Source organism: Phytobacter sp. V91 (genome assembly GCF_965644225.1).
Lineage (GTDB): Bacteria > Pseudomonadota > Gammaproteobacteria > Enterobacterales > Enterobacteriaceae > CBFFRJ01.
In genome coordinates, this window is record NZ_CBFFRJ010000034.1 from 1 (window position 1) to 18905 (window position 18905).

Consider the following 18905-nt stretch of genomic DNA (forward strand, 5'->3'; position numbering starts at 1 on the left):
AATCTGAACCAGATTTAATCTGACAGACACCTGTATAAATAACCGGTAACTGTCAGATCAGGTCTGAGCTAGTACAGGTGAAACGCAGTGCCGCTCCGCTTAAGTGAACGGCATTACGCACTTGTGCGGGGCTTTTTAATTTCTGCTTCGCATTCCCCGGGGCGACGAATGGCGGTACACTTTCGCCCTTTATCGAGTTCCGGAGTTGTTATGCCCTTCAGTTGCCCGCTTTGTCACGCGCCATTGAGTCGCTCTGAACGTAGTTTTTCCTGTAGCAATCGCCATCAGTTCGATATTGCGAAGGAAGGGTATGTCAATTTACTGCCCGTTCAGCATAAACGTTCCCGCGATCCTGGTGACAGCGCTGAGATGATGCAGGCGCGCCGCGCGTTTCTCGACGCAGGGCATTATCAGCCCTTACGTGACGCCATTGCGGAAAAACTACGTGCCTCATTGCCGGTGGATGCGGATGCCATTCTCGACATTGGCTGTGGGGAAGGGTACTACACCCGTGCTTTTGCTGATGTGACGGCAAGCACCGGTGCCCGGACCCTTGGGCTGGATGTCTCCAAAGCGGCGATCCGTGCGGCCGCTAAGCGCTATCCGCAGGTCATGTTTTGTGTCGCCTCCAGCCACCGTTTACCTTTCCAGGAAAACAGTATCGATGCCATCGTGCGCATCTATGCGCCCTGTAAAGCTGAAGAGTTAATGCGGGTGGTCAAACCGGGTGGAATGGTTATCACCGCCGCACCAGGGCCGCGTCATCTGCTGGAATTAAAGGGACTAATCTATAAAGAGGCGCAGTTGCATGCGCCTGACAGCGGTGAGATAAGCGGTTTTCAGGTTATCGAACAGCAATCTCTTGCTTATGAGATGAATTTGACCGGCAAAGAGGCGGTGGCATTGCTACAAATGACCCCGTTTGCCTGGCGGGCGAAACCTGAAGTGTGGGAAGCGCTCGTAGCGAAAGAGCGCTTCAGCTGCCAGACAGACTTTACTCTGCACTGTCTGCGCCGTGCCGACTAAGGGGCGAAATGCCCCCACAGGATCTGCACGCCAATACCGATAAGCACCACGCCGCCAAGGATTTCGGCACGCTTACCCAATAGCGGGCCGATAAAGCGACCAAGCATCATACCCAGCGTTGACATAATAAGCGTGGCGCAACCAATCGCCAGGGCCGTGGTCAGGATGTTGACCTGCAGGAAGGCAAGGCCAACACCGACGGCCATTGCATCCAGGCTGGTAGCGACAGCGGTGGTAACCAGTAACCAGAAGCCATGACGACGCGGGGCGTCTTGCGGATCGTCACCCTCGCCACGAAAGCCTTCCAGTACCATTCTTCCACCGAGGAAAACGAGTAATACAAAGGCAATCCAGTGATTCCACTCGAGCACGAACTGGCTGGCCAGCATGCCCATTCCCCAGCCGATAAGCGGAGTTAAGGTTTCGATAACGCCAAAGATAAGACCGATACGCAGGGCTTCGGAGAATCTGGGTTTATGAAGAGTCGCGCCTTTGCCTATTGATGCGGCAAACGCATCCATCGACATGCCAAAAGCGAGAAGAATTGTTGCGGATAAATTCATGCGAGCGTCCTGACCGGGAATTCCATATAACACACCACTACCCCCAGCAAACAGTAGTCAGTGTGTCTATGGTCTCGCCTGACTGATTGATTTCAGTCCGTACGTGCCACGTTTTTCAACGAGTATGTTGACACGCACATTTCCAGAAAATAAGAAATTGGCTACTCCCCAACGACGGACGCAACCTTAACATATTTTTAGAATATAAAACAACAACAGAAATTTATAATCCTGTTTACTAATTGATAACGATTTTCATTTAGATTTGTTGGTAAAAATAACGTTAAAAAAGATAAGTACTTTCGTCGTAAATAAGATAGCACAGGCTATAAGTGTGCCTAATAAATATACAGATAACGTTGTTGTGGTTATGGCTATCTATCTAATTTTTAACCATAAATTTATATATTTTCTCAAGATCATCAATATTTTTCACCCGGATAAGCACCCGCCGTTGTTCTAATTGCACAACCAGCACACCATCCTCGGATAAATTCATCTCTTTTATACGGTTATATTCAATCCAGACACTGGAATAGTAAAAGCCCTGAGCTTTAAAGATTATCTTCGGAACCCGGATCCAGAAAAGGTATATTGCCAGCAACGATAGCGCACATAATAACCATGTGGTTAAAGATGTTCCGTTATTAGTGACATTGTTATAAATGAGGATAACCAGCAAACCAACGAAAATGGTGGCATCGACACGACTGCGGCGCAGCAGGGGAAGGGTCAGCAGGGGCTTACCGTTGCGGTGGGGCAGGATCAGTTCATCGTAAATGGCCCAGGCCAGAAGGGCGGTAATAAACAACACCAGTATGCTGTCCGTAAGCGTCATTTTTTCTCCTGAGAATAAAAAACCGGGGCCAGGCCCCGGTTATAGCACAACTGATTACAGGCCTAACAGGCCAACGGCGTAACCTACGATACCGATGACGAAGAAGCCAACGATTATCCACAGCGGGTTAACTTTTTTACGCAGCAGCCACATACAGGCAAAGGTCAGCAGCAGCGGCACCAGCCCCGGCATCAGCTGGTCGAGAATGGTCTGCACGGTGGTGACATTCTCTTTGCCCGTCTGGTCAGTAATGCGGGAAACGACCAGCGGAATATTGACGTGCGTCCACTTGTTAACCAGCGCCCCCATAACAAACAGGCCAAGGATTGACGCCCCCTCAGTCAGTTTTTGCAGGAAACCGCCGCCCATATCTTTAACAATATCGATCCCTTTGCGATAGCCGTAAGCCACGCCGTAGTAGCGGGTCGCCAGACGGACCAGGTTAAACAGTACGAAGAACAGCAGTGGCCCAAGCAGGCTTCCGCTCATCGCGATCCCGGCGCCGAGTGCGGCGAATACCGGACGTACGGTCCCCCAGAAGATAGGGTCGCCGACGCCCGCCAGCGGGCCCATCAAACCGACTTTGATACCGTTAATCGCACCATCGTCAATTTCCGCACCGTTAGCACGCTGCTCTTCCATCGCCAGGGTCACACCCAGGACAGGGGCGGCGACATAAGGATGGGTGTTGAAAAATTCCAGGTGACGTTTGATTGCCTGGCGGCGCGCTTCGTTATTTTCCGGGTACAGGCGTTTAATGGCCGGTACCATAGAGAAGCAGAAGCCCAGCGCTTGCATACGTTCGAAGTTCCAGGATCCCTGAAACAGGTTAGAACGAATGAACACGCCACGAATATCACCCGGAGTGAGTTTTTTCTCAGTGGTAGTTTTAGTCATATCAACCATGTCGTTCACCTGTTAGTCCAGTTCGTTATCAAGATCGTTGGAACCCGCAGCCTGCGCCGGAGCCGCTGAGCGGTTGTATTTCGGGCTAAGCTGGATATAGAGCACCGCCATTACCGTACCGATAACGCCCAGTGCCACGAGGTTGAAGTTGGTGAACGCCGCAGTGACGAAACCCAGGTAGAAGAACGGCATCAGGTAGCCGGCGCGCATCATGTTGATGACCATGGCGTAACCTACCACCACAATCATGCCCCCGGCGATGTTCAGACCGCTGGTGACCACTTCCGGGATCGCGTTCAACATACTCTGCACTTCGCTGGTTCCCACGGAGACCGCCACAATCACAGCCGGAATGGCGATACGCATGGCCTGCAGGAAGAGGGAAGAGACATGGATCCAGGAAAGCGCCGTCAGGTTACCACTTTCTGCCGCTTTATCCGCTGCGTGCTGGAAGCCGACGGTGATGGTACGCACGATAATGGTCAGTACCTGGCCCGCTGCCGCCAGTGGGATGGCCAGCGCAATACCGGCCCCGATACTTTGGTTGCCGCCAATAACCAGAATGGTGGAAATAATTGAAGCCAGTGCGGCATCGGGCGCAACCGCCGCACCGATGTTCATCCAGCCCAGGGCGATCATTTCCAGCGTACCGCCGATAATGATCCCCGTTTTCATATCACCCAGGACAATACCGACCAGCGTACAGGCCACCAGTGGGCGGTGAAACTGAAATTCATCGAGTATCGATTCCATACCGGCGATACAAGCGACGACGAACACCAGCACAATCTGAAGAGTGGTAATCTCCATTGTACTTCTCCTATGCTAAAACAAACGTAATTGTGGAACCGGGTCAATCAGCTGGTGCGATCAGTTCGCCACCTTGCTGATTAAATCCATCATTTTCAGTTTCGGATCGTTTGAAACCTTGCGGACTTCAAGCTCAATATTGCGTTCGTTGAGCTTTTTAAAGGCTTCAATATCTTTCTCATCCACCGAAACGGCATTGTTTACCTGAGTTTTCCCCTGACGATAGGCCATGCCGCCGATGTTGATAGAGGTGATTTTTACCCCTTCTTCAACAATGCGCAGTACATCGGTTGGATTAGTAAACAGCAGCATTATCCGTTCACCGGCATACTTAGGGTTGTTGTAAACACGGATCATTTTGGCGACATCCACCACATGCGCCGTCACGCCCGGCGGGGCGACCTGAGTAAGAAGTGTTTTACGCACGTTGTCAGCAGCAACTTCATCGCTGACCACAATTATGCGCGTCACGTTTGTTTCTTTGGTCCAGCGGGTGGCGACCTGACCATGAATAAGGCGATCGTCAATACGCGCGAGACCAATAGTCATATAGTCGTTCGGTCCCATCGGTTTAGCGGGAGCCGCCGCTTTTGGCGCAACAACAGGCGCAGGCTTTTCAACAGGTTTGGCTTTCAGCGCTTTTACGCCTTCACGTCCTGTCTCTACGGCGACTGCGACCAGTTCATCAAACGTGGGGTTATCATCACGCGCCATCAGCGTTTCGACCAGCATCGGAATATTGACCCCGGCTACCACCTCATAATGCTCTTTGTCGACGACAATGCGACTGGCAGCGTTGAACGGACTGCCACCCCATGTATCAACGAGAAACAGCACGCCCTGATGGGTATCGAGCTTAGCCAGTTGCGCGTTGTACTTCTCAATTAACGTCTCGGCGTTTTCACCGGGAACGAAATCAATCCAGCCTACGTTTTCCTGCTCGCCTAACAACATTTCAGCGGTCTTGAGTAACTGTTCCGCAGCCCAACCATGTGTGCCTATCACAATAGCAATGGTCACTTGCTACCTCCTTCTTCTTGTCGTTAACACATCAATAACAGATGCATTGAGAATCTCTTCTGACGAGCGAATCGATTCAGATAAGGGATGAAAGCGAAGAATCTAATTGTTTCGTGAATTATTTTAGACAGTGAAAAAATAATTTATGTGATGCAGATCCGCAATTTAGCTTTAGCGGGGAGGAAATTTCGGGGCGAAAAATATCTTTGAATTGCAAATTCAGGTAAATCTTTGCCAAAGGTAAAGTCTCTCTGATATGTTTAGCTTCCGTTTAACATTTCAGGAGTATAGGGCTGTAGCCCGCCGTATGGACCGTCACCGACGTCAGTTCACCCTCTGGCAATCTTTTGCCAACCTTTTCCGTTTATCGTCCCCCCTTAATGTCATTATGCCTGTGCGCTCGTGCGCGCTGTCTGGCCTTATTTTGAGCAGGAGCTTGCCATGGAATTCTTAATGGACCCCTCAATATGGGCCGGCTTATTGACGCTGGTCGTTCTGGAAATTGTTCTTGGTATCGATAACCTGGTCTTTATCGCCATCCTTGCGGATAAACTACCGCCAAAACAGCGAGACAAAGCACGTCTGATCGGCCTTTCTCTGGCACTGATCATGCGTCTGGGCCTGCTCTCACTGATTTCGTGGATGGTGACGCTCACCCAGCCCCTTTTCAGCGTCTGGGACTTCACCTTCTCCGGTCGTGATTTGATTATGCTGTTCGGTGGTATTTTCCTGTTGTTCAAGGCGACCACGGAGCTACATGAAAGGCTGGAAAACCGCCAGCACGACGGTGGGCAGGGTAAAGGTTACGCCAGTTTCTGGGGGGTGGTCGTCCAGATCGTGATTCTTGATGCGGTGTTCTCCCTCGATGCGGTCATTACCGCCGTCGGGATGGTCAACCATCTGCCGGTGATGATGGCAGCCGTGGTGATTGCGATGGCGGTGATGTTGCTGGCATCCAAACCTTTAACCCGCTTTGTTAACCAGCATCCGACGGTGGTAGTGCTCTGTCTGAGCTTCCTGTTGATGATTGGTCTGAGTCTGGTGGCCGAAGGTTTTGGTTTCCATATTCCGAAAGGTTACCTGTATGCCGCAATTGGTTTCTCGATAATCATCGAGCTGTTTAACCAGATTGCCCGCCGCAACTTTATTCGCCATCAATCCACGGTGCCGCTGCGTGCACGTACGGCCGACGCCATTTTGCGTTTAATGGGCGGTAAGCGTAACGCCAGCCAGACTCAGGATGCGGAAAGCCCGACAGCCGTACCGGTGCCGGACGGCGCCTTTGCGGAAGAAGAACGCTACATGATCAACGGCGTACTCACCCTGGCTTCCCGCTCGCTGCGCAGCATTATGACGCCGCGTGGTGAAATCAGCTGGGTCGATGCCAGCCTGAGCGTGGATGAAATTCGCCAGCAGCTGCTCTCCTCGCCGCATAGCCTGTTCCCGGTATGTCGTGGCGAACTGGATGAAGTGATTGGTATCGTGCGCGCCAAAGAGATGCTGGTGGCGCTGGAAGCAGGGGCTGATGTGGCCGCCATTGCGGCAATGTCTCCGGCGATTGTGGTACCGGAAACCCTGGATCCCATCAAGCTGCTGGCGGTGTTACGGCGTGCGCGCGGCAGCTTTGTTATCGTCACCAATGAATTTGGTGTGGTGCAGGGGCTGGTCACGCCGCTGGACGTGCTGGAAGCCATTGCCGGTGAGTTCCCGGATGCGGATGAAACGCCGGAAATTATTGCGGACGGCGACGGCTGGTTAGTCAAAGGTGCGACCGACCTGCATGCGCTTCAGCACACGCTGCAACTGGATACGCTGGTCAACGATGAGCAGGACATCGCCACCGTTGCCGGTCTGGTGATTGCAATCAATGGGCAGATCCCGCGTCCGGGCGATGTGCTGGAGCTGAAACCACTGCTTATCACCGTGGTGGAAGCCAATGACTACCGTGTTGACCTGGTGCGTGTTGTTAAAGAGCAGCCGCTTGATGATGAAGAAGAGTAATCTCAAAGCGGCATAAACGGCATTATCAGTCGGTTGCGTCTGACGGGGGGGCGACGTCCATCCCGCCAGCCAGCGAGGAAACTCTTTAATCGGCATCGGTTTTGCGTACAAAAAACCTTGTAAAACATGTACTCCCCGCTGGCGTAGGTGCTCTGCCTGGCGGGGATTCTCAACCCCCTCCGCCACCAGCTCTATATGCAGGCGCTGCCCCAGCGAAATAATCATATCGGTCACCGTTGAGTTGATGGCATCGGTACCAATGGCGGTGGTAAACGACTTATCAATTTTCAGCACATCAGGATGTAACCGCTCCAGCCAGGACAGAGAACTGTTGCCAGTGCCAAAATCATCAATCGCAATTTTGACCCCTTTACGGTGAAGCTCACGCACCATCCGATAATCCATATCCTGCAGGGCGTCCCGTTCCGTCAGTTCAATGGTTAACTGTTGCACGGGATGGGCTTTGAACCAGTAGCGGTTCAGGTCTCTTAGCAACATGCCGCGGCGTAAATGGCTAGGCGCCACGTTAATCCCAATCTGGAACTGACTATCCGCCGGGAACAAGCTCAACTGGCGTTGAGTCTCCACCATCACGTACCGCGTGAGCGGGGCAATAAGATTGTGTTGCTCCGCGATGGGTATAAAAACTTCCGGTGAGATCCACCCCTGGCGGGGGTTATTCCAGCGCAGCAATATCTCAACGCCGACACAGGTATTGTTGCTGGCATCCAGCAGCGGCTGACAGAAAAGCTCAAATTCCCGCGCGGCCATCCCCAGATTAATTTCCCAGGAAAAGCTCATCCGACTGGCCGTTGCCAGCCAGGCGATATAGCCCGTCAGTAAACTTAACAGCAGGGCCAGCGGTACCTGGGAAGGCAAATAGCGCAGTGCAATACTGGTCGCGCCGGGGCTGGTCACGGAAATATTATAGGCAAAATGCTCGGAGGGGCGCTGGAAGTGTTCCTCGCTCTCCTCGGGTGACAAGGATTGGATCTCGCCACTGCCGTAAAGCAAGTAATGTTGCCCAATGTTCAGACCGGCACGGGCGATCAGCGGCGAATCGGGTTCAAGAGTCAGATTGATTAACAGCCCGATATTAATGATTTCGATGATCCCGTTTTGACCATCTGGCGTGGTCGGGAACCAAAAAATCATCACCGGGGTATTCTTGAGCAGTGAGTGGTCGGTGGTGAGCAACAGCAAGGGTTTCGCCGACGGGAGCGCGGGTTGAAGCTGGTTTATGGGGATATCCCGGTAACCAAAAATACTGGAACAGTAGAGGATCCCCTCTTTGATTAAACCAATGGAACGCACCGTCTGCAGGCTGGCCGCCTGTTTTCGCAACACAAAATGGGCATTGGCGCAGGGTTGCCCCACCAGCGGAACAATATCGCCACGTTTTTGTTCAAGAGGTAACAGCAACTTATCGAGGGATTGCACGGCATGGCGCGTAAAAGCGCTGATCCTGTCCTGATTTAAATTGCGCTCCAAAATAAATCGGCTCGCCAGCGTGGCGAAAAACACCGCCAGAGCGATTAATACGCAGAGAATAACCCGCTTGCGCCGATAACCTGAAATAATCCGCTGTGCTGTTTGCATGCCGTGACCGCCTGTAAAGCGACTGGCCCGGGAAAATTGCCAGAACAAAGAAAGTGTAGTGGGGAAATGGTAAAAGCGAGGAGAAAGCACCATAAAATAGCCCTTCCGTTGCAGAAGGGCTGAAAAGAAGTCTTAGTCGCACTGAACCTTGATGGCAAGACCGCCGCGGGAGGTTTCGCGGTATTTCGCGTTCATATCTTTGCCGGTCTCATACATAGTTTCGATAACCTTATCGAGTGAGACACGCGGCGCGCTGGTACGGCGCATTGCCATACGGGAGGCGTTAATCGCCTTCACTGAGGCAATCGCGTTACGTTCGATGCAGGGCACCTGAACCTGGCCTGCCACCGGGTCGCAGGTCAGACCAAGGTTATGCTCCATGCCGATTTCAGCCGCCACGCAGACCTGTTCCGGGCTGGCTCCCAGCAATTCGGCCAGGCCTGCCGCCGCCATCGAACAGGCGACGCCCACTTCACCCTGGCAACCGACTTCCGCACCCGAGATGGACGCGTTCATTTTATACAATGCGCCGATAGCGCCGGCCGCGAGGAAATAGCGAATATAGATATCCGGGCTGACGGATTCGATAAAGTGATCGTAATAGGCCAGTACCGCAGGCACGATCCCGCAGGCGCCATTGGTCGGCGCGGTGACCACGCGCCCGCCGGCGGCATTTTCTTCATTGACCGCCAGGGCAAACATATTCACCCAGTCGACCACGTTCATCGGGTCATTAGAAAGCTTATCGCTGGCGACCAGCAGGCGGCGTAATGCCGAGGCGCGACGAGGTACCCGCAGGGGGCCTGGCAGTACGCCTTCGGTATTCATACCCCGGTCGATACAGGCGCGCATAGTTGCCCAGACCTGGCCGAAGTAAGCTTCAATCTCATGCTTGCTATGCAGCGCCAGCTCGTTCTGCATCACCATCCCGGAGAGAGACAAACCGGTCTGCTGGCAATACTCAAGCATCTCACTGGCGGATTTGAACGGATATGGGACGCTGACGCTTGCAACGGTATCTTTGCCAAAATGCTCTTCATCGACGATAAAACCGCCGCCGATGGAGTAATAGGTTTTACTGTAGATCTCTTTCTCACCGCTCCAGGCGTGAATGCTCATCGCATTTTCATGCAGCGGCAGATTATCGCTATGGAAACGCATACCATCGTTCGGCGGGAAATCTACTTCCTGGCGGCCGGAGGCCAGCAGCAGGCGTCCGCGCGCTTCAACATCGCGAATAAACGCCGGAATGGTGTCAATATCCACGGTGGCAGGCTCATTGCCCGCAAGGCCCATAATAATGGCGATATCGGTGTGGTGACCTTTACCCGTTAATGACAGCGAACCGTAAACGTCCACTGCAACCCGGGTAACGCGCTCCAGCAATCCCTTTTCGACCAGGTCATCGACGAACTGTTTTCCGGCCTTCATCGGGCCAACAGTGTGGGAAGATGACGGACCAATTCCCACTTTGAACATGTCGAATATACTAATCACTTTAACACTCCTGACAGGGCTACTGGGGTTCCGGTAACGATGTAATCACTGCGCATAGTGTAAGAGGGAAGTAATTTCACAGTTGAATTATTCACATGAATTAAACTAATGAATGACACTGATTTTACTAATGCCTGGTGCTGAATCCATTCATGTTATCAATGCGTTGTCTGGGGTTATATCAGGGGCGATAGCCAATCTGTAGCGACAGTTCGCGAATAATGCCAGCCGTCATGCCCCAGACAAAGTAATGCTGATACCAGGAGAGCCATACCCGGTGAGCATTGCCGTGGCGATGCACATCCAGCGGGTGGTAGCGACCCAGACGCAGAGCTTCCGCCAGCGGCATTTCAAACACCGAAGCCACTTCATCTTCGCTGGCATGGTAGTGCAGATCCGCAGGAATAATGCCGACGACCGGCGTCACGCGAAATCCGGTTACGCTGTCTACCGGCGGCAGCACCCCGATCACTTCCACCGCCTGAGGGGGGATCGCCACCTCTTCTTCAGCCTCACGCAGGGCGGCGGCAATCAGTGACGCGTCGGTCGCATCCACCGCACCGCCAGGAAAAGCGACCTGCCCGGCATGTTTGCGCAGTCGCGCCGAGCGTTGGGTTAACAGCAGACCAGGCTCTTTACGGCGCACTACCGGTACGAGCACGGCCGCCTGGCGCGTATTGGCGCTGGTGGCCGTCAGTTGCGGGCGTAAAAGTTGAAAGCGGGAGATAAAATCGTCCAGAGTCAGTGCGGAGTGCGCCATGAAATTTACTTCTCCAGTTGTTGCAGTATGCGGTTAACCTTATCAAAGGTTTCCTGATATTCCGCGTCTTCATCACTGTCAGCGACGATCCCGCCGCCCGCGGAGCAGTATAGTTGACCTTGCCAGGCGGTCAGCGTGCGGATAGTGATACTGGTATCCATATTGCCGCAAAAACTGATGTAGCCGATGCTGCCGCACCAGGCATTGCGCCGCTGCGGCTCCAGTTGGTCAATGATTGCCATGGCCCGAATTTTGGGCGCGCCGGTGATAGACCCGCCCGGAAACGCGGCGCGAAGGACGTCGCTTGCATGCAGTGTGGCCGGTAATTTCGCCGTTACCGTGCTGACGAGGTGGTGTACGGCGTGGAAGGGTTCCACCACAAACAACTCCGGCACCCGCACACTGCCGGGTTCGGCAACACGGCCAATATCATTGCGCATCAGGTCAACGATCATCAGGTTTTCTGCCCTGTCTTTTGGCGATGCCGCCAGTTTCCGGGCCTGCAGGGCGTCTTCCTGCGGATCGGGCAAACGCGGCAGCGTGCCTTTGATTGGCCGAGTCTGAATGATATCGCCAGCGATCTGAATAAAGCGTTCAGGGGAAAGGCTCAAAATGACGCCATCTTCAAGGCGCAAGAACGCGCTGAACGGGGCGCGGTTGGAACGGTTAAGCTGGCAAAATGCCTGCCATTCATCACCTTCATAGGCGGCCTGAAACCGCTGGGCAAGATTGACCTGATAACAGTCGCCACTGTGCAGCCAGGCCTGTACCTGGCGAAATTTCTCCCCGTATTCCTCGCGGGTCATATTGGCCCGCCACGGCGACGTTAAGCGAAACGGCAACCCGCAGGCGGGAGACTGCAGCATCAGCCAGGCGTAGCGCGCATTGACATCTCCCTGGCTTAACAGGGTCACGGTCTGTAGCTGATGGTCAACAATCAGCGCCCAGTCATAAATGCCCACCGCCATATCCGGCAGCGCAATATCCTGACCGGCGACGGTCGGCAGGGTTTCAAAACGACGGCCCAGGTCGTAGCCGAACAGACCCAGCGCGCCGCCCTGGAACGGCAGGTCAGGGTGACTTTCAGTGTGAATGGACATCGCATCCAGCGCTGACTGAAGCAGCATCAGCGGATCGTCGGTGGTGCTGCGTTCCCCTTCGCTGTCGCGCACCCGGGTGATGGCCCCCTCGGTGACGAGGGTAGTGCGCGGATCGGCCACCAGAATATCAAACCGGTTATAAGCATGTTCGGCATGGCCGGAATGTAACAGCATCGCCCATGGCAAAGTCTGGATGCGGGAAAAGTACTCTTCGGCAGCGTCCGGACGCCAGGGTAAATTGATCAAACGTGATGACAAGGTGTGCATTGATTCTGACTCTTTACGTCATACTGCGTGCAATAGTGCATAATGACGGTGCGTGAAATAATTTGCGCGAATAATTTAGCAGGAGTTCCCCATGTTTGCAGGTTTACCTTCCCTTAGTCACGAGCAGCAACAAAAAGCCGTTGAGCGTATTCAGGAGCTGATAACGCAGGGTATGAGCAGTGGGGAGGCCATCAGCCTGGTGGCGAATGAACTGCGCGCCAGCCATACCGGCGAGCGGGTGGTGGCGCGTTTTGACGACGAAGATGAAGACGAGTAACACGGACTGGCAGGCGGGACGCCTTCTCATCACCGATATTGGTCCGCAGAAACTCAAGGTGGTCCACGCCCTCCGAAAAGCGCTGAATTTACCGCTTGCCGGTGCATTGAGCTTTGTCGCCAGCCTGCCGGTTTGTGTGGGCGAGGATTTTCGCCTGCGCTTGCGCCCTCTGGAGCGAGAATTACAGGCCACTGGCGCAACCGTGATTTTTCAGCCGGCAGGCCCGGCGCTTGAAACCCTGCGACTGAATATGCCGATCGGCATCGAAGCGCTCATTGCCTGTGTGAAAGCCGGGCAGGGGACTGAGCTCTACTACAGCCTGTATTCAACACATGACGGGAGCATTCAGGTGGGCGATGTGCTCTATGTTGTCGGCAGCGATGACGATGAAGCCGCTGTCTTGACGGGGGATTACCGCGAATTCGCCTGTATGGGCGAGCATTTTCAGTCGGTGGTCGAACTGGCTGTTCAGCAAAAGCCCGACGCCAGCGACGATGAAATCATTCGCGCACTCAACCATTACCTTGAGCACGACGACTTTCTGGATATGGAATAAATTTCGGCGCGGGATACGCGCCGGGCGGCGTCCTGTCAGACGGCGGCAACAATCTTAATTTCGACCTTATATTTAGGGTTCATTAACCCGGCCTGAACGGTACAGCGTACTGGCGCATGCCCGGCAACCACCCATGCATCCCAGGCTTTGTTCATCGCGGCAAAATCGCTTTTCTCCACCAGGAAGATAGTGACATCGAGGATCCGGGTCTTATCGCTGCCCTGTTTTGCCAGTACGGCATCAATTTGCGCAAGGGTATTGGCGGTCTGCTCGAAGGCATCTGCATCCAGGTTTTCCGGAACGCCGGTGTAATACAGCGTCTGGTTGTGGATGACGGCGTCAGACCAGCGGGCGTCAGCGTCAATGCGGGTAATTGTCATACTTTTTTCCTTATCGTTTTTATCGGGACTGCGGGCAAGACTGCCACAGACTGGCGAAAAACCCAATGCCCTGACATAATCGCTGGCGATTTATCCAGTGTGGGGGCAGTGTGACAGACGATTTTGCAACAGACGGTCAGTTGGCCAAAGCGATACCGGGATTTAAGCCGCGTGAACCGCAGCGTCAGATGGCGCATGCCGTCAGCGAAGCGATTGCGCGGATGGAACCGCTGGTGGTCGAGGCGGGTACCGGGACCGGCAAAACCTATGCCTACCTTGCGCCAGCGCTGCGCGCCGGTAAAAAGGTGATCATCTCTACCGGATCCAAAGCGTTGCAGGATCAGCTCTACAGTCGCGATCTGCCGACGGTGGCAAAAGCGCTGGCCTTTAGCGGGCGCACCGCTCTGCTCAAAGGGCGGTCGAACTATCTGTGCATTGAACGGCTGGAACAACAGGTGCTGGCCGGAGGCGATCTGCCGGTGCAAACCCTGAGCGATGTCATTCTGCTGCGCTCCTGGTCCAACAATACTCAGGATGGCGACATCAGCACCTGCGTAAGCGTAGCCGAGGACTCTGCCGCCTGGCCGCTGGTGACCAGCACCAACGACAACTGTCTGGGCAGCGATTGCCCACTCTACAAAGATTGCTTTGTGGTGAAGGCGCGCAAAAAAGCGATGGATGCCGACGTGGTGGTGGTCAATCATCATCTGTTTCTGGCGGATATGGTGGTGAAGGACAGCGGATTTGGCGAGCTGATCCCCGAAGCTGAAGTAATGATTTTCGATGAAGCCCACCAGCTTCCGGATATTGCCAGCCAGTATTTTGGTCAGTCGCTGTCGAGCAGACAACTGCTGGATCTGGCCAAAGATTTCACCATTGCTTACCGCACGGAATTAAAAGATACCCAGCAGTTGCAAAAATGCGCCGACCGGCTGGCGCAAAGCACTCAGGATTTCCGCCTGCAACTCGGTGAGCCTGGCTATCGCGGCAATCTGCGCGAACTGCTGGCGGATGCCCATATTCAGCGCGCATTGCTGTTGCTGGATGATGCGCTGGAGCTGTGCTACGACGTGGCGAAATTGTCCCTGGGGCGCTCGGCGCTGCTCGATGCGGCTTTTGAACGCGCAACGCTGTATCGCGCCAGACTTAAGCGTCTGAAAGATTATAACCAGCCCGGCTACAGCTACTGGTATGAATGTACTTCCCGCCACTTTACGCTGGCCCTGACGCCGCTGTCGGTGTCGGACAAATTTAAAGAGGTGATGGCGCAGAAAAAAGGGAGCTGGATTTTCACCTCTGCGACCTTATCGGTGAACGACGACCTGCATCACTTCACCGCCCGGCTGGGGATTGAAGAGGCCGGGGCGCTGTTACTGCCCAGTCCTTTTGACTATGCGCGCCAGACCCTGCTCTGCGTGCCGCGCAATCTCCCACAGGCGAATCAACCCGGCGGCGCGCGTCATCTGGCCGCGATGCTAAAACCGATCATCGAGGCTAACAACGGACGCTGTTTTATGCTTTGTACTTCGCATGCGATGATGCGCGATCTGGCCGAGCAGTTCCGCGCCACCATGACATTGCCGGTGTTGCTACAGGGGGAAACCAGTAAAGGGCAACTGCTCCAGCAGTTTGTCAGCGCCGGTAACGCGCTGCTGGTGGCAACCAGCAGTTTCTGGGAAGGGGTGGATGTGCGTGGCGATACCTTATCGCTGGTGATCATCGATAAGCTGCCGTTTACCTCGCCGGAGGATCCGCTGTTAAAAGCGCGGATGGAAGACTGTCGTCTGCGCGGCGGCGATCCCTTTGACGAGGTCCAGTTGCCCGATGCGGTGATCACCCTCAAACAGGGCGTGGGGCGTCTTATTCGTGACGTTGACGATCGCGGGGTACTGGTCATCTGTGACAACCGACTGGTGATGCGTCCTTATGGCGCCGTGTTTCTCTCGAGCCTGCCACCATCGCCCCGTACCCGGGATATTCAACGGGCAGTCGCCTTTCTTGCAGTCAGCGAAGCGGAGTAATTTGCCGCAGACTGTGTTAAGATGCGCGCCATTTTGTTTTACCGGGACTGCTAATACCCATGCGAATTCTGGCTATTGATACCGCCACCGAAGCCTGCTCCGTTGCACTGTACGACAACGGAGCGAACTTTGCTCACTTCGAACTCTGCCCACGCGAACATACCCAACGCATTCTGCCTCTGGTTAATGACGTTCTCACCGAAAGCGGCGTTGCGCTCACCGACCTCGACGCACTGGCGTTCGGGCGCGGACCGGGCAGTTTCACCGGCGTACGTATCGGGATTGGTATCGCGCAAGGACTGGCGCTGGGTGCCGCGCTGCCGATGATTGGCGTTTCAACCCTGGCCACCATGGCGCAGGGCGCATGGCGTCTGACGGGGGCAACACGGGTGCTGGCCGCCATCGATGCCCGCATGGGGGAAGTCTACTGGGCGGAATATCAGCGGGATGAAAACGGCATCTGGCACGGCGAAGAGACCGAAGCGGTACTGAAGCCGGAAGCGGTAGCTGCGCGTCTTGCCGGGCTTGAAGGCCACTGGGCGACGGTGGGGACCGGCTGGGCGGCCTGGCCGGAAATGCTCGCAACGGCGAACGTGGAATTGACGGACGGTAATGTCACCCTTCCTGCAGCTGAAGATATGTTGCCCATAGCGCTGCAACTGCTGGCTGAAGGCCAGGCGGTGGCCGTCGAGCAGTCGGAACCTGTTTATTTGCGTAACGAAGTGGCCTGGAAGAAACTTCCGGGCCGTGAATGAATCTCAGTAGTACGAACTGAGTGTAAGGAGTTGCATCATGGCAAGTCTGAATAGGGCTGTACGTTGGCTGGTGGCCGGTATGACCGTAGTGGCGTTAAGCGGTTGTGTCTCGGTGCCTGACGCGATCAAGGGAACCAGCCCCACGCCGCAGCAGGATCTGGTGCGAGTGATGAACGCCCCCCAGCTGTATGTCGGGCAGGAGTCACGTTTTGGCGGCAAGGTGGTGAAGGTCGCTAACCAGAAAGGCAAGACCCGCCTGGAGATTGCCGCAGTCCCGCTGGACAGCGGCGCACGGCCAATTTTGGGTGAGGCCTCCGTCGGGCGTATTTTTGCCGAAGTAAACGGCTTTATCGACCCGGTGGATTTCCAGAACCAACTGGTGACCGTGGTTGGCCCGATTACCGGCGTCCATGAGGGCAAGGTCGGCGGGGCGCCTTATAAATTCCTCGTCATCAATGTCGAAGGCTACAAACGCTGGCGTATCGCTAAGCAAGTTGTGATGCCGCCCATGCCAATGGATCCCTGGATGATAGGGCCGCATCCCTGGCGGTACGGCTACGGCGGATGGAGCTGGTTTAACCCCGGTCCCGCTCAGGTGCAAAGTGTTGTAACAGAGTAAAGTTCTGTTCCACAAAGCAAACGAAACAGCGGCTGGTCCGCTGTTTCTTTATTTAGCATGACGATAACAAAAATAATTAGTGACGCGCTTCGCAACCTTCAGTTAGCACAATTAATAAACTGGTACGCTGAGTTAATATTATGTTAACAGTTTGTTTATTGCAGGGGTTGTGATGACGTCGAATATCCATTTTAGAGGTGATGCATTGAAGAAGGTCTGGCTAAACCGTTACCCCGGCGATGTGCCTGCGGAAATCAATCCCGATCGTTATCAATCCCTGGTTGAACTTTTTGAACATTCGGCAGCGCGCTATGCCGATCAGCCTGCGTTCGTCAATATGGGGGAGGTGATGACCTTCCGTAAACTGGAAGAACGCAGCCGGGCATTTGCCGCCTACTTACAGCAAGGCCTGGGGCTGAAAAAGGGCGATCGCGTGGCGCTGATGATGCCAAACCTTTTACAATATCCGGTTGCCCTGTTTGGTATTTTGCGGGCCGGGATGATCGTGGTGAACGTCAACCCGCTCTACACCCCGCGCGAGCTGGAACATCAGTTGAATGACAGCGGTGCGGCGGCGATTGTGATTGTCTCCAACTTTGCCCATACCCTGGAAAAAGTGGTGGATAAAACCCAGGTTCGCCACGTGATCCTCACCCGCATGGGGGATCAGCTCTCTCCGGCGAAAGGGACGCTGGTCAACTTCGTGGTGAAATATATCAAACGTCTGGTGCCTAAATATCACCTCCCGGACGCCATCTCCTTCCGCCGCGCGCTGCAAACGGGCTATCGCCAGCAGTACGTTAAGCCTGAGGTTTCGACCGACGATCTTGCATTTTTGCAATATACCGGCGGAACCACCGGGGTGGCGAAAGGGGCGATGCTGACTCACCGCAATATGCTGGCCAACCTCGAACAGGTCAACGCAACCTATGGTCCGTTACTGCATCGCGGTACGGAGCTGGTGGTGACCGCACTGCCGCTTTACCACATTTTTGCCCTGACCATGAACTGCCTGCTGTTTATCGAGCTTGGCGGACAGAATTTACTGATAACCAACCCGCGTGACATTCCGGGGCTGGTAAAAGAGCTGGCAAAATATCCGTTCACTGCGATGACCGGAGTGAACACGCTGTTCAATGCTCTGCTTAACAATGAAGAGTTCCGCAAACTGGATTTCTCGTCTCTACATCTTTCCGCGGGCGGCGGGATGCCGGTGCAACAGGCCGTTGCTGAGCGTTGGGTGAAGCTGACCGGGCAGTATTTGCTGGAGGGCTATGGCCTGACGGAATGTTCCCCGCTGGTGAGCGTCAATCCGCATGATATCGACTACCACAGCGGCAGCATTGGCCTGCCGGTACCTTCAACGGATGTGAAGCTGGTGGATGATGAAGGCAATGAAGTGGCTCACGGCGAACCAGGCGAGCTTTGCGTCAAAGGCCCACAGGTGATGCTGGGTTACTGGCAGCGCCCGGATGCCACCGACGAAATCATCAAAGATGGCTGGTTGTATACCGGCGATATCGCCGTGATGGACGACGAAGGCTTTATGCGCATTGTCGATCGCAAAAAAGATATGATTCTGGTGTCAGGTTTTAACGTGTACCCCAATGAAATCGAAGATGTGGTCATGCAGCATTCGGGGGTTCAGGAAGTGGCCGCCGTCGGCGTGCCGTCTGAAAACAGCGGTGAAATGGTTAAAATCTTCGTGGTGAAAAAAGATGCTGCGCTGACGGAAGAGGCGCTGATCGCGTTTTGTCGCCGCCAGCTCACCGGTTACAAAGTGCCGAAAAAGGTAGAGTTTCGCGCGGAATTGCCAAAATCGAATGTTGGCAAAATATTACGACGAGAATTACGTGACGAAGCCCGCAGCAAAGTGGACAATAAAGACTGAGCTATGCGTGAGTCGCCTG

General features: G+C 54.4%; 17 protein-coding genes, 1 pseudogene and 1 riboswitch. Of the genes and pseudogenes, 8 read left to right on the forward strand and 10 right to left on the reverse strand.

Features of this window, described 5'->3' with window-relative positions:
- The first annotated feature begins 210 nt into the window (after positions 1-210).
- Entirely contained in the window at positions 211-1026 is an 816-nt protein-coding gene (gene rlmA, locus ACSZO4_RS09105; RefSeq protein WP_437888594.1) for a 23S rRNA (guanine(745)-N(1))-methyltransferase, read from the forward strand.
- Here the strand turns inward: rlmA and mntP are convergent.
- From mntP to manX, 5 genes are all read right to left on the reverse strand, one after another.
- On the reverse strand, positions 1023-1589 hold the full coding sequence (mntP, locus tag ACSZO4_RS09110; protein WP_437888596.1) for a manganese efflux pump MntP: 567 nt from the start codon (positions 1587-1589) through the stop codon (positions 1023-1025). The two genes, rlmA and mntP, sit on opposite strands and share 4 nt — an antisense overlap.
- A 6-nt stretch (positions 1590-1595) precedes the next feature.
- Positions 1596-1771: riboswitch (yybP-ykoY riboswitch) on the reverse strand.
- A 200-nt stretch (positions 1772-1971) separates the two neighbouring features.
- A complete protein-coding gene (locus ACSZO4_RS09115; protein ID WP_437888598.1) occupies positions 1972-2427 on the reverse strand; it encodes a DUF986 family protein in 456 nt (151 codons plus the stop codon).
- A gap of 54 nt (positions 2428-2481) precedes the next feature.
- A complete protein-coding gene (locus ACSZO4_RS09120) occupies positions 2482-3333 on the reverse strand; it encodes a PTS mannose transporter subunit IID (protein WP_437888600.1) in 852 nt (283 codons plus the stop codon).
- Between the two features lie 12 nt (positions 3334-3345).
- Entirely contained in the window at positions 3346-4143 is a 798-nt protein-coding gene (locus ACSZO4_RS09125) for a PTS mannose/fructose/sorbose transporter subunit IIC (protein ID WP_437888602.1), read from the reverse strand.
- A 60-nt stretch (positions 4144-4203) separates the two neighbouring features.
- Entirely contained in the window at positions 4204-5163 is a 960-nt protein-coding gene (manX, locus tag ACSZO4_RS09130; RefSeq protein ID WP_437888604.1) for a PTS mannose transporter subunit IIAB, read from the reverse strand.
- Positions 5164-5604: 441 nt separating this feature from the next.
- On the opposite strand from manX, the gene yoaE reads away from it, so the two are divergent.
- Positions 5605-7164, forward strand: coding sequence for a CNNM family cation transport protein YoaE (yoaE, locus tag ACSZO4_RS09135; RefSeq protein WP_437888606.1), 1560 nt, complete (start codon positions 5605-5607; stop codon positions 7162-7164).
- A gap of 2 nt (positions 7165-7166) precedes the next feature.
- On the opposite strand, the pseudogene ACSZO4_RS09140 reads toward yoaE, so the two are convergent.
- From ACSZO4_RS09140 to pabB, 4 genes and pseudogenes are all read right to left on the reverse strand, one after another.
- A pseudogene (locus ACSZO4_RS09140) lies at positions 7167-8763 on the reverse strand (EAL domain-containing protein).
- A gap of 132 nt (positions 8764-8895) precedes the next feature.
- Positions 8896-10260, reverse strand: a complete 1365-nt coding sequence (gene sdaA / locus ACSZO4_RS09145; RefSeq protein WP_437888608.1) for an L-serine ammonia-lyase — start codon at positions 10258-10260, stop codon at positions 8896-8898.
- 181 nt (positions 10261-10441) lie between these two features.
- Positions 10442-11020, reverse strand: coding sequence for a CoA pyrophosphatase (locus ACSZO4_RS09150; RefSeq protein WP_437888610.1), 579 nt, complete (start codon positions 11018-11020; stop codon positions 10442-10444).
- Positions 11021-11025: 5 nt separating this feature from the next.
- Positions 11026-12387, reverse strand: a complete 1362-nt coding sequence (pabB, locus tag ACSZO4_RS09155) for an aminodeoxychorismate synthase component 1 (protein ID WP_437888612.1) — start codon at positions 12385-12387, stop codon at positions 11026-11028.
- A gap of 91 nt (positions 12388-12478) precedes the next feature.
- Here pabB and ACSZO4_RS09160 point away from each other — a divergent pair, with 91 nt between their 5' ends.
- Both ACSZO4_RS09160 and ACSZO4_RS09165 read left to right on the forward strand, forming a co-directional pair.
- Positions 12479-12664, forward strand: coding sequence for a YoaH family protein (locus ACSZO4_RS09160; RefSeq protein ID WP_437888614.1), 186 nt, complete (start codon positions 12479-12481; stop codon positions 12662-12664).
- On the forward strand, positions 12651-13220 hold the full coding sequence (locus ACSZO4_RS09165) for a DUF7716 domain-containing protein (protein WP_437888615.1): 570 nt from the start codon (positions 12651-12653) through the stop codon (positions 13218-13220). The genes ACSZO4_RS09160 and ACSZO4_RS09165 overlap by 14 nt, the downstream gene beginning before the upstream one ends.
- A 35-nt stretch (positions 13221-13255) precedes the next feature.
- Here ACSZO4_RS09165 and ACSZO4_RS09170 read toward each other — a convergent pair whose 3' ends face one another.
- The gene (locus ACSZO4_RS09170; RefSeq protein ID WP_437888616.1) at positions 13256-13600 is read right to left on the reverse strand and encodes a RidA family protein; all 345 of its coding nucleotides are present in this window, start codon (positions 13598-13600) and stop codon (positions 13256-13258) included.
- A 110-nt stretch (positions 13601-13710) separates the two neighbouring features.
- Between ACSZO4_RS09170 and ACSZO4_RS09175 the strand changes: the two genes are divergently transcribed.
- The 4 genes from ACSZO4_RS09175 to fadD all read left to right on the forward strand — a co-directional run bounded on the left by ACSZO4_RS09175 (position 13711) and on the right by fadD (position 18886).
- Positions 13711-15621: an ATP-dependent DNA helicase gene (locus tag ACSZO4_RS09175; protein WP_437888617.1), complete on the forward strand. Its 1911-nt coding sequence runs from the start codon at positions 13711-13713 to the stop codon at positions 15619-15621.
- 59 nt (positions 15622-15680) lie between these two features.
- Positions 15681-16376: a tRNA (adenosine(37)-N6)-threonylcarbamoyltransferase complex dimerization subunit type 1 TsaB gene (gene tsaB, locus ACSZO4_RS09180; protein ID WP_437888618.1), complete on the forward strand. Its 696-nt coding sequence runs from the start codon at positions 15681-15683 to the stop codon at positions 16374-16376.
- Between the two features lie 37 nt (positions 16377-16413).
- Positions 16414-16995 carry a Slp family lipoprotein gene (locus tag ACSZO4_RS09185; protein WP_437888619.1) on the forward strand — a complete coding sequence of 194 codons (582 nt, stop codon included), beginning with the start codon at positions 16414-16416 and terminating at the stop codon, positions 16993-16995.
- 205 nt (positions 16996-17200) lie between these two features.
- Positions 17201-18886: a long-chain-fatty-acid--CoA ligase FadD gene (fadD, locus tag ACSZO4_RS09190; protein ID WP_437888643.1), complete on the forward strand. Its 1686-nt coding sequence runs from the start codon at positions 17201-17203 to the stop codon at positions 18884-18886.
- The last annotated feature ends 19 nt before the right edge of the window (positions 18887-18905 follow it).

Bases quoted from the DNA above. Each gene is read 5' to 3' on its own strand.
- ACSZO4_RS09160 (WP_437888614.1), top strand. From the start codon at position 12,479: ATGTTTGCAGGTTTACCTTCCCTTAGTCACGAGCAGCAACAAAAAGCC.
- pabB (WP_437888612.1), bottom strand. From the start codon at position 12,387: ATGCACACCTTGTCATCACGTTTGATCAATTTACCCTGGCGTCCGGAC.
- ACSZO4_RS09165 (WP_437888615.1), top strand. From the start codon at position 12,651: ATGAAGACGAGTAACACGGACTGGCAGGCGGGACGCCTTCTCATCACC.
- mntP (WP_437888596.1), bottom strand. From the start codon at position 1,589: ATGAATTTATCCGCAACAATTCTTCTCGCTTTTGGCATGTCGATGGAT.
- tsaB (WP_437888618.1), top strand. From the start codon at position 15,681: ATGCGAATTCTGGCTATTGATACCGCCACCGAAGCCTGCTCCGTTGCA.
- ACSZO4_RS09150 (WP_437888610.1), bottom strand. From the start codon at position 11,020: ATGGCGCACTCCGCACTGACTCTGGACGATTTTATCTCCCGCTTTCAA.
- ACSZO4_RS09125 (WP_437888602.1), bottom strand. From the start codon at position 4,143: ATGGAGATTACCACTCTTCAGATTGTGCTGGTGTTCGTCGTCGCTTGT.
- ACSZO4_RS09185 (WP_437888619.1), top strand. From the start codon at position 16,414: ATGGCAAGTCTGAATAGGGCTGTACGTTGGCTGGTGGCCGGTATGACC.
- ACSZO4_RS09120 (WP_437888600.1), bottom strand. From the start codon at position 3,333: ATGGTTGATATGACTAAAACTACCACTGAGAAAAAACTCACTCCGGGT.
- yoaE (WP_437888606.1), top strand. From the start codon at position 5,605: ATGGAATTCTTAATGGACCCCTCAATATGGGCCGGCTTATTGACGCTG.
- rlmA (WP_437888594.1), top strand. From the start codon at position 211: ATGCCCTTCAGTTGCCCGCTTTGTCACGCGCCATTGAGTCGCTCTGAA.
- ACSZO4_RS09170 (WP_437888616.1), bottom strand. From the start codon at position 13,600: ATGACAATTACCCGCATTGACGCTGACGCCCGCTGGTCTGACGCCGTC.
- ACSZO4_RS09115 (WP_437888598.1), bottom strand. From the start codon at position 2,427: ATGACGCTTACGGACAGCATACTGGTGTTGTTTATTACCGCCCTTCTG.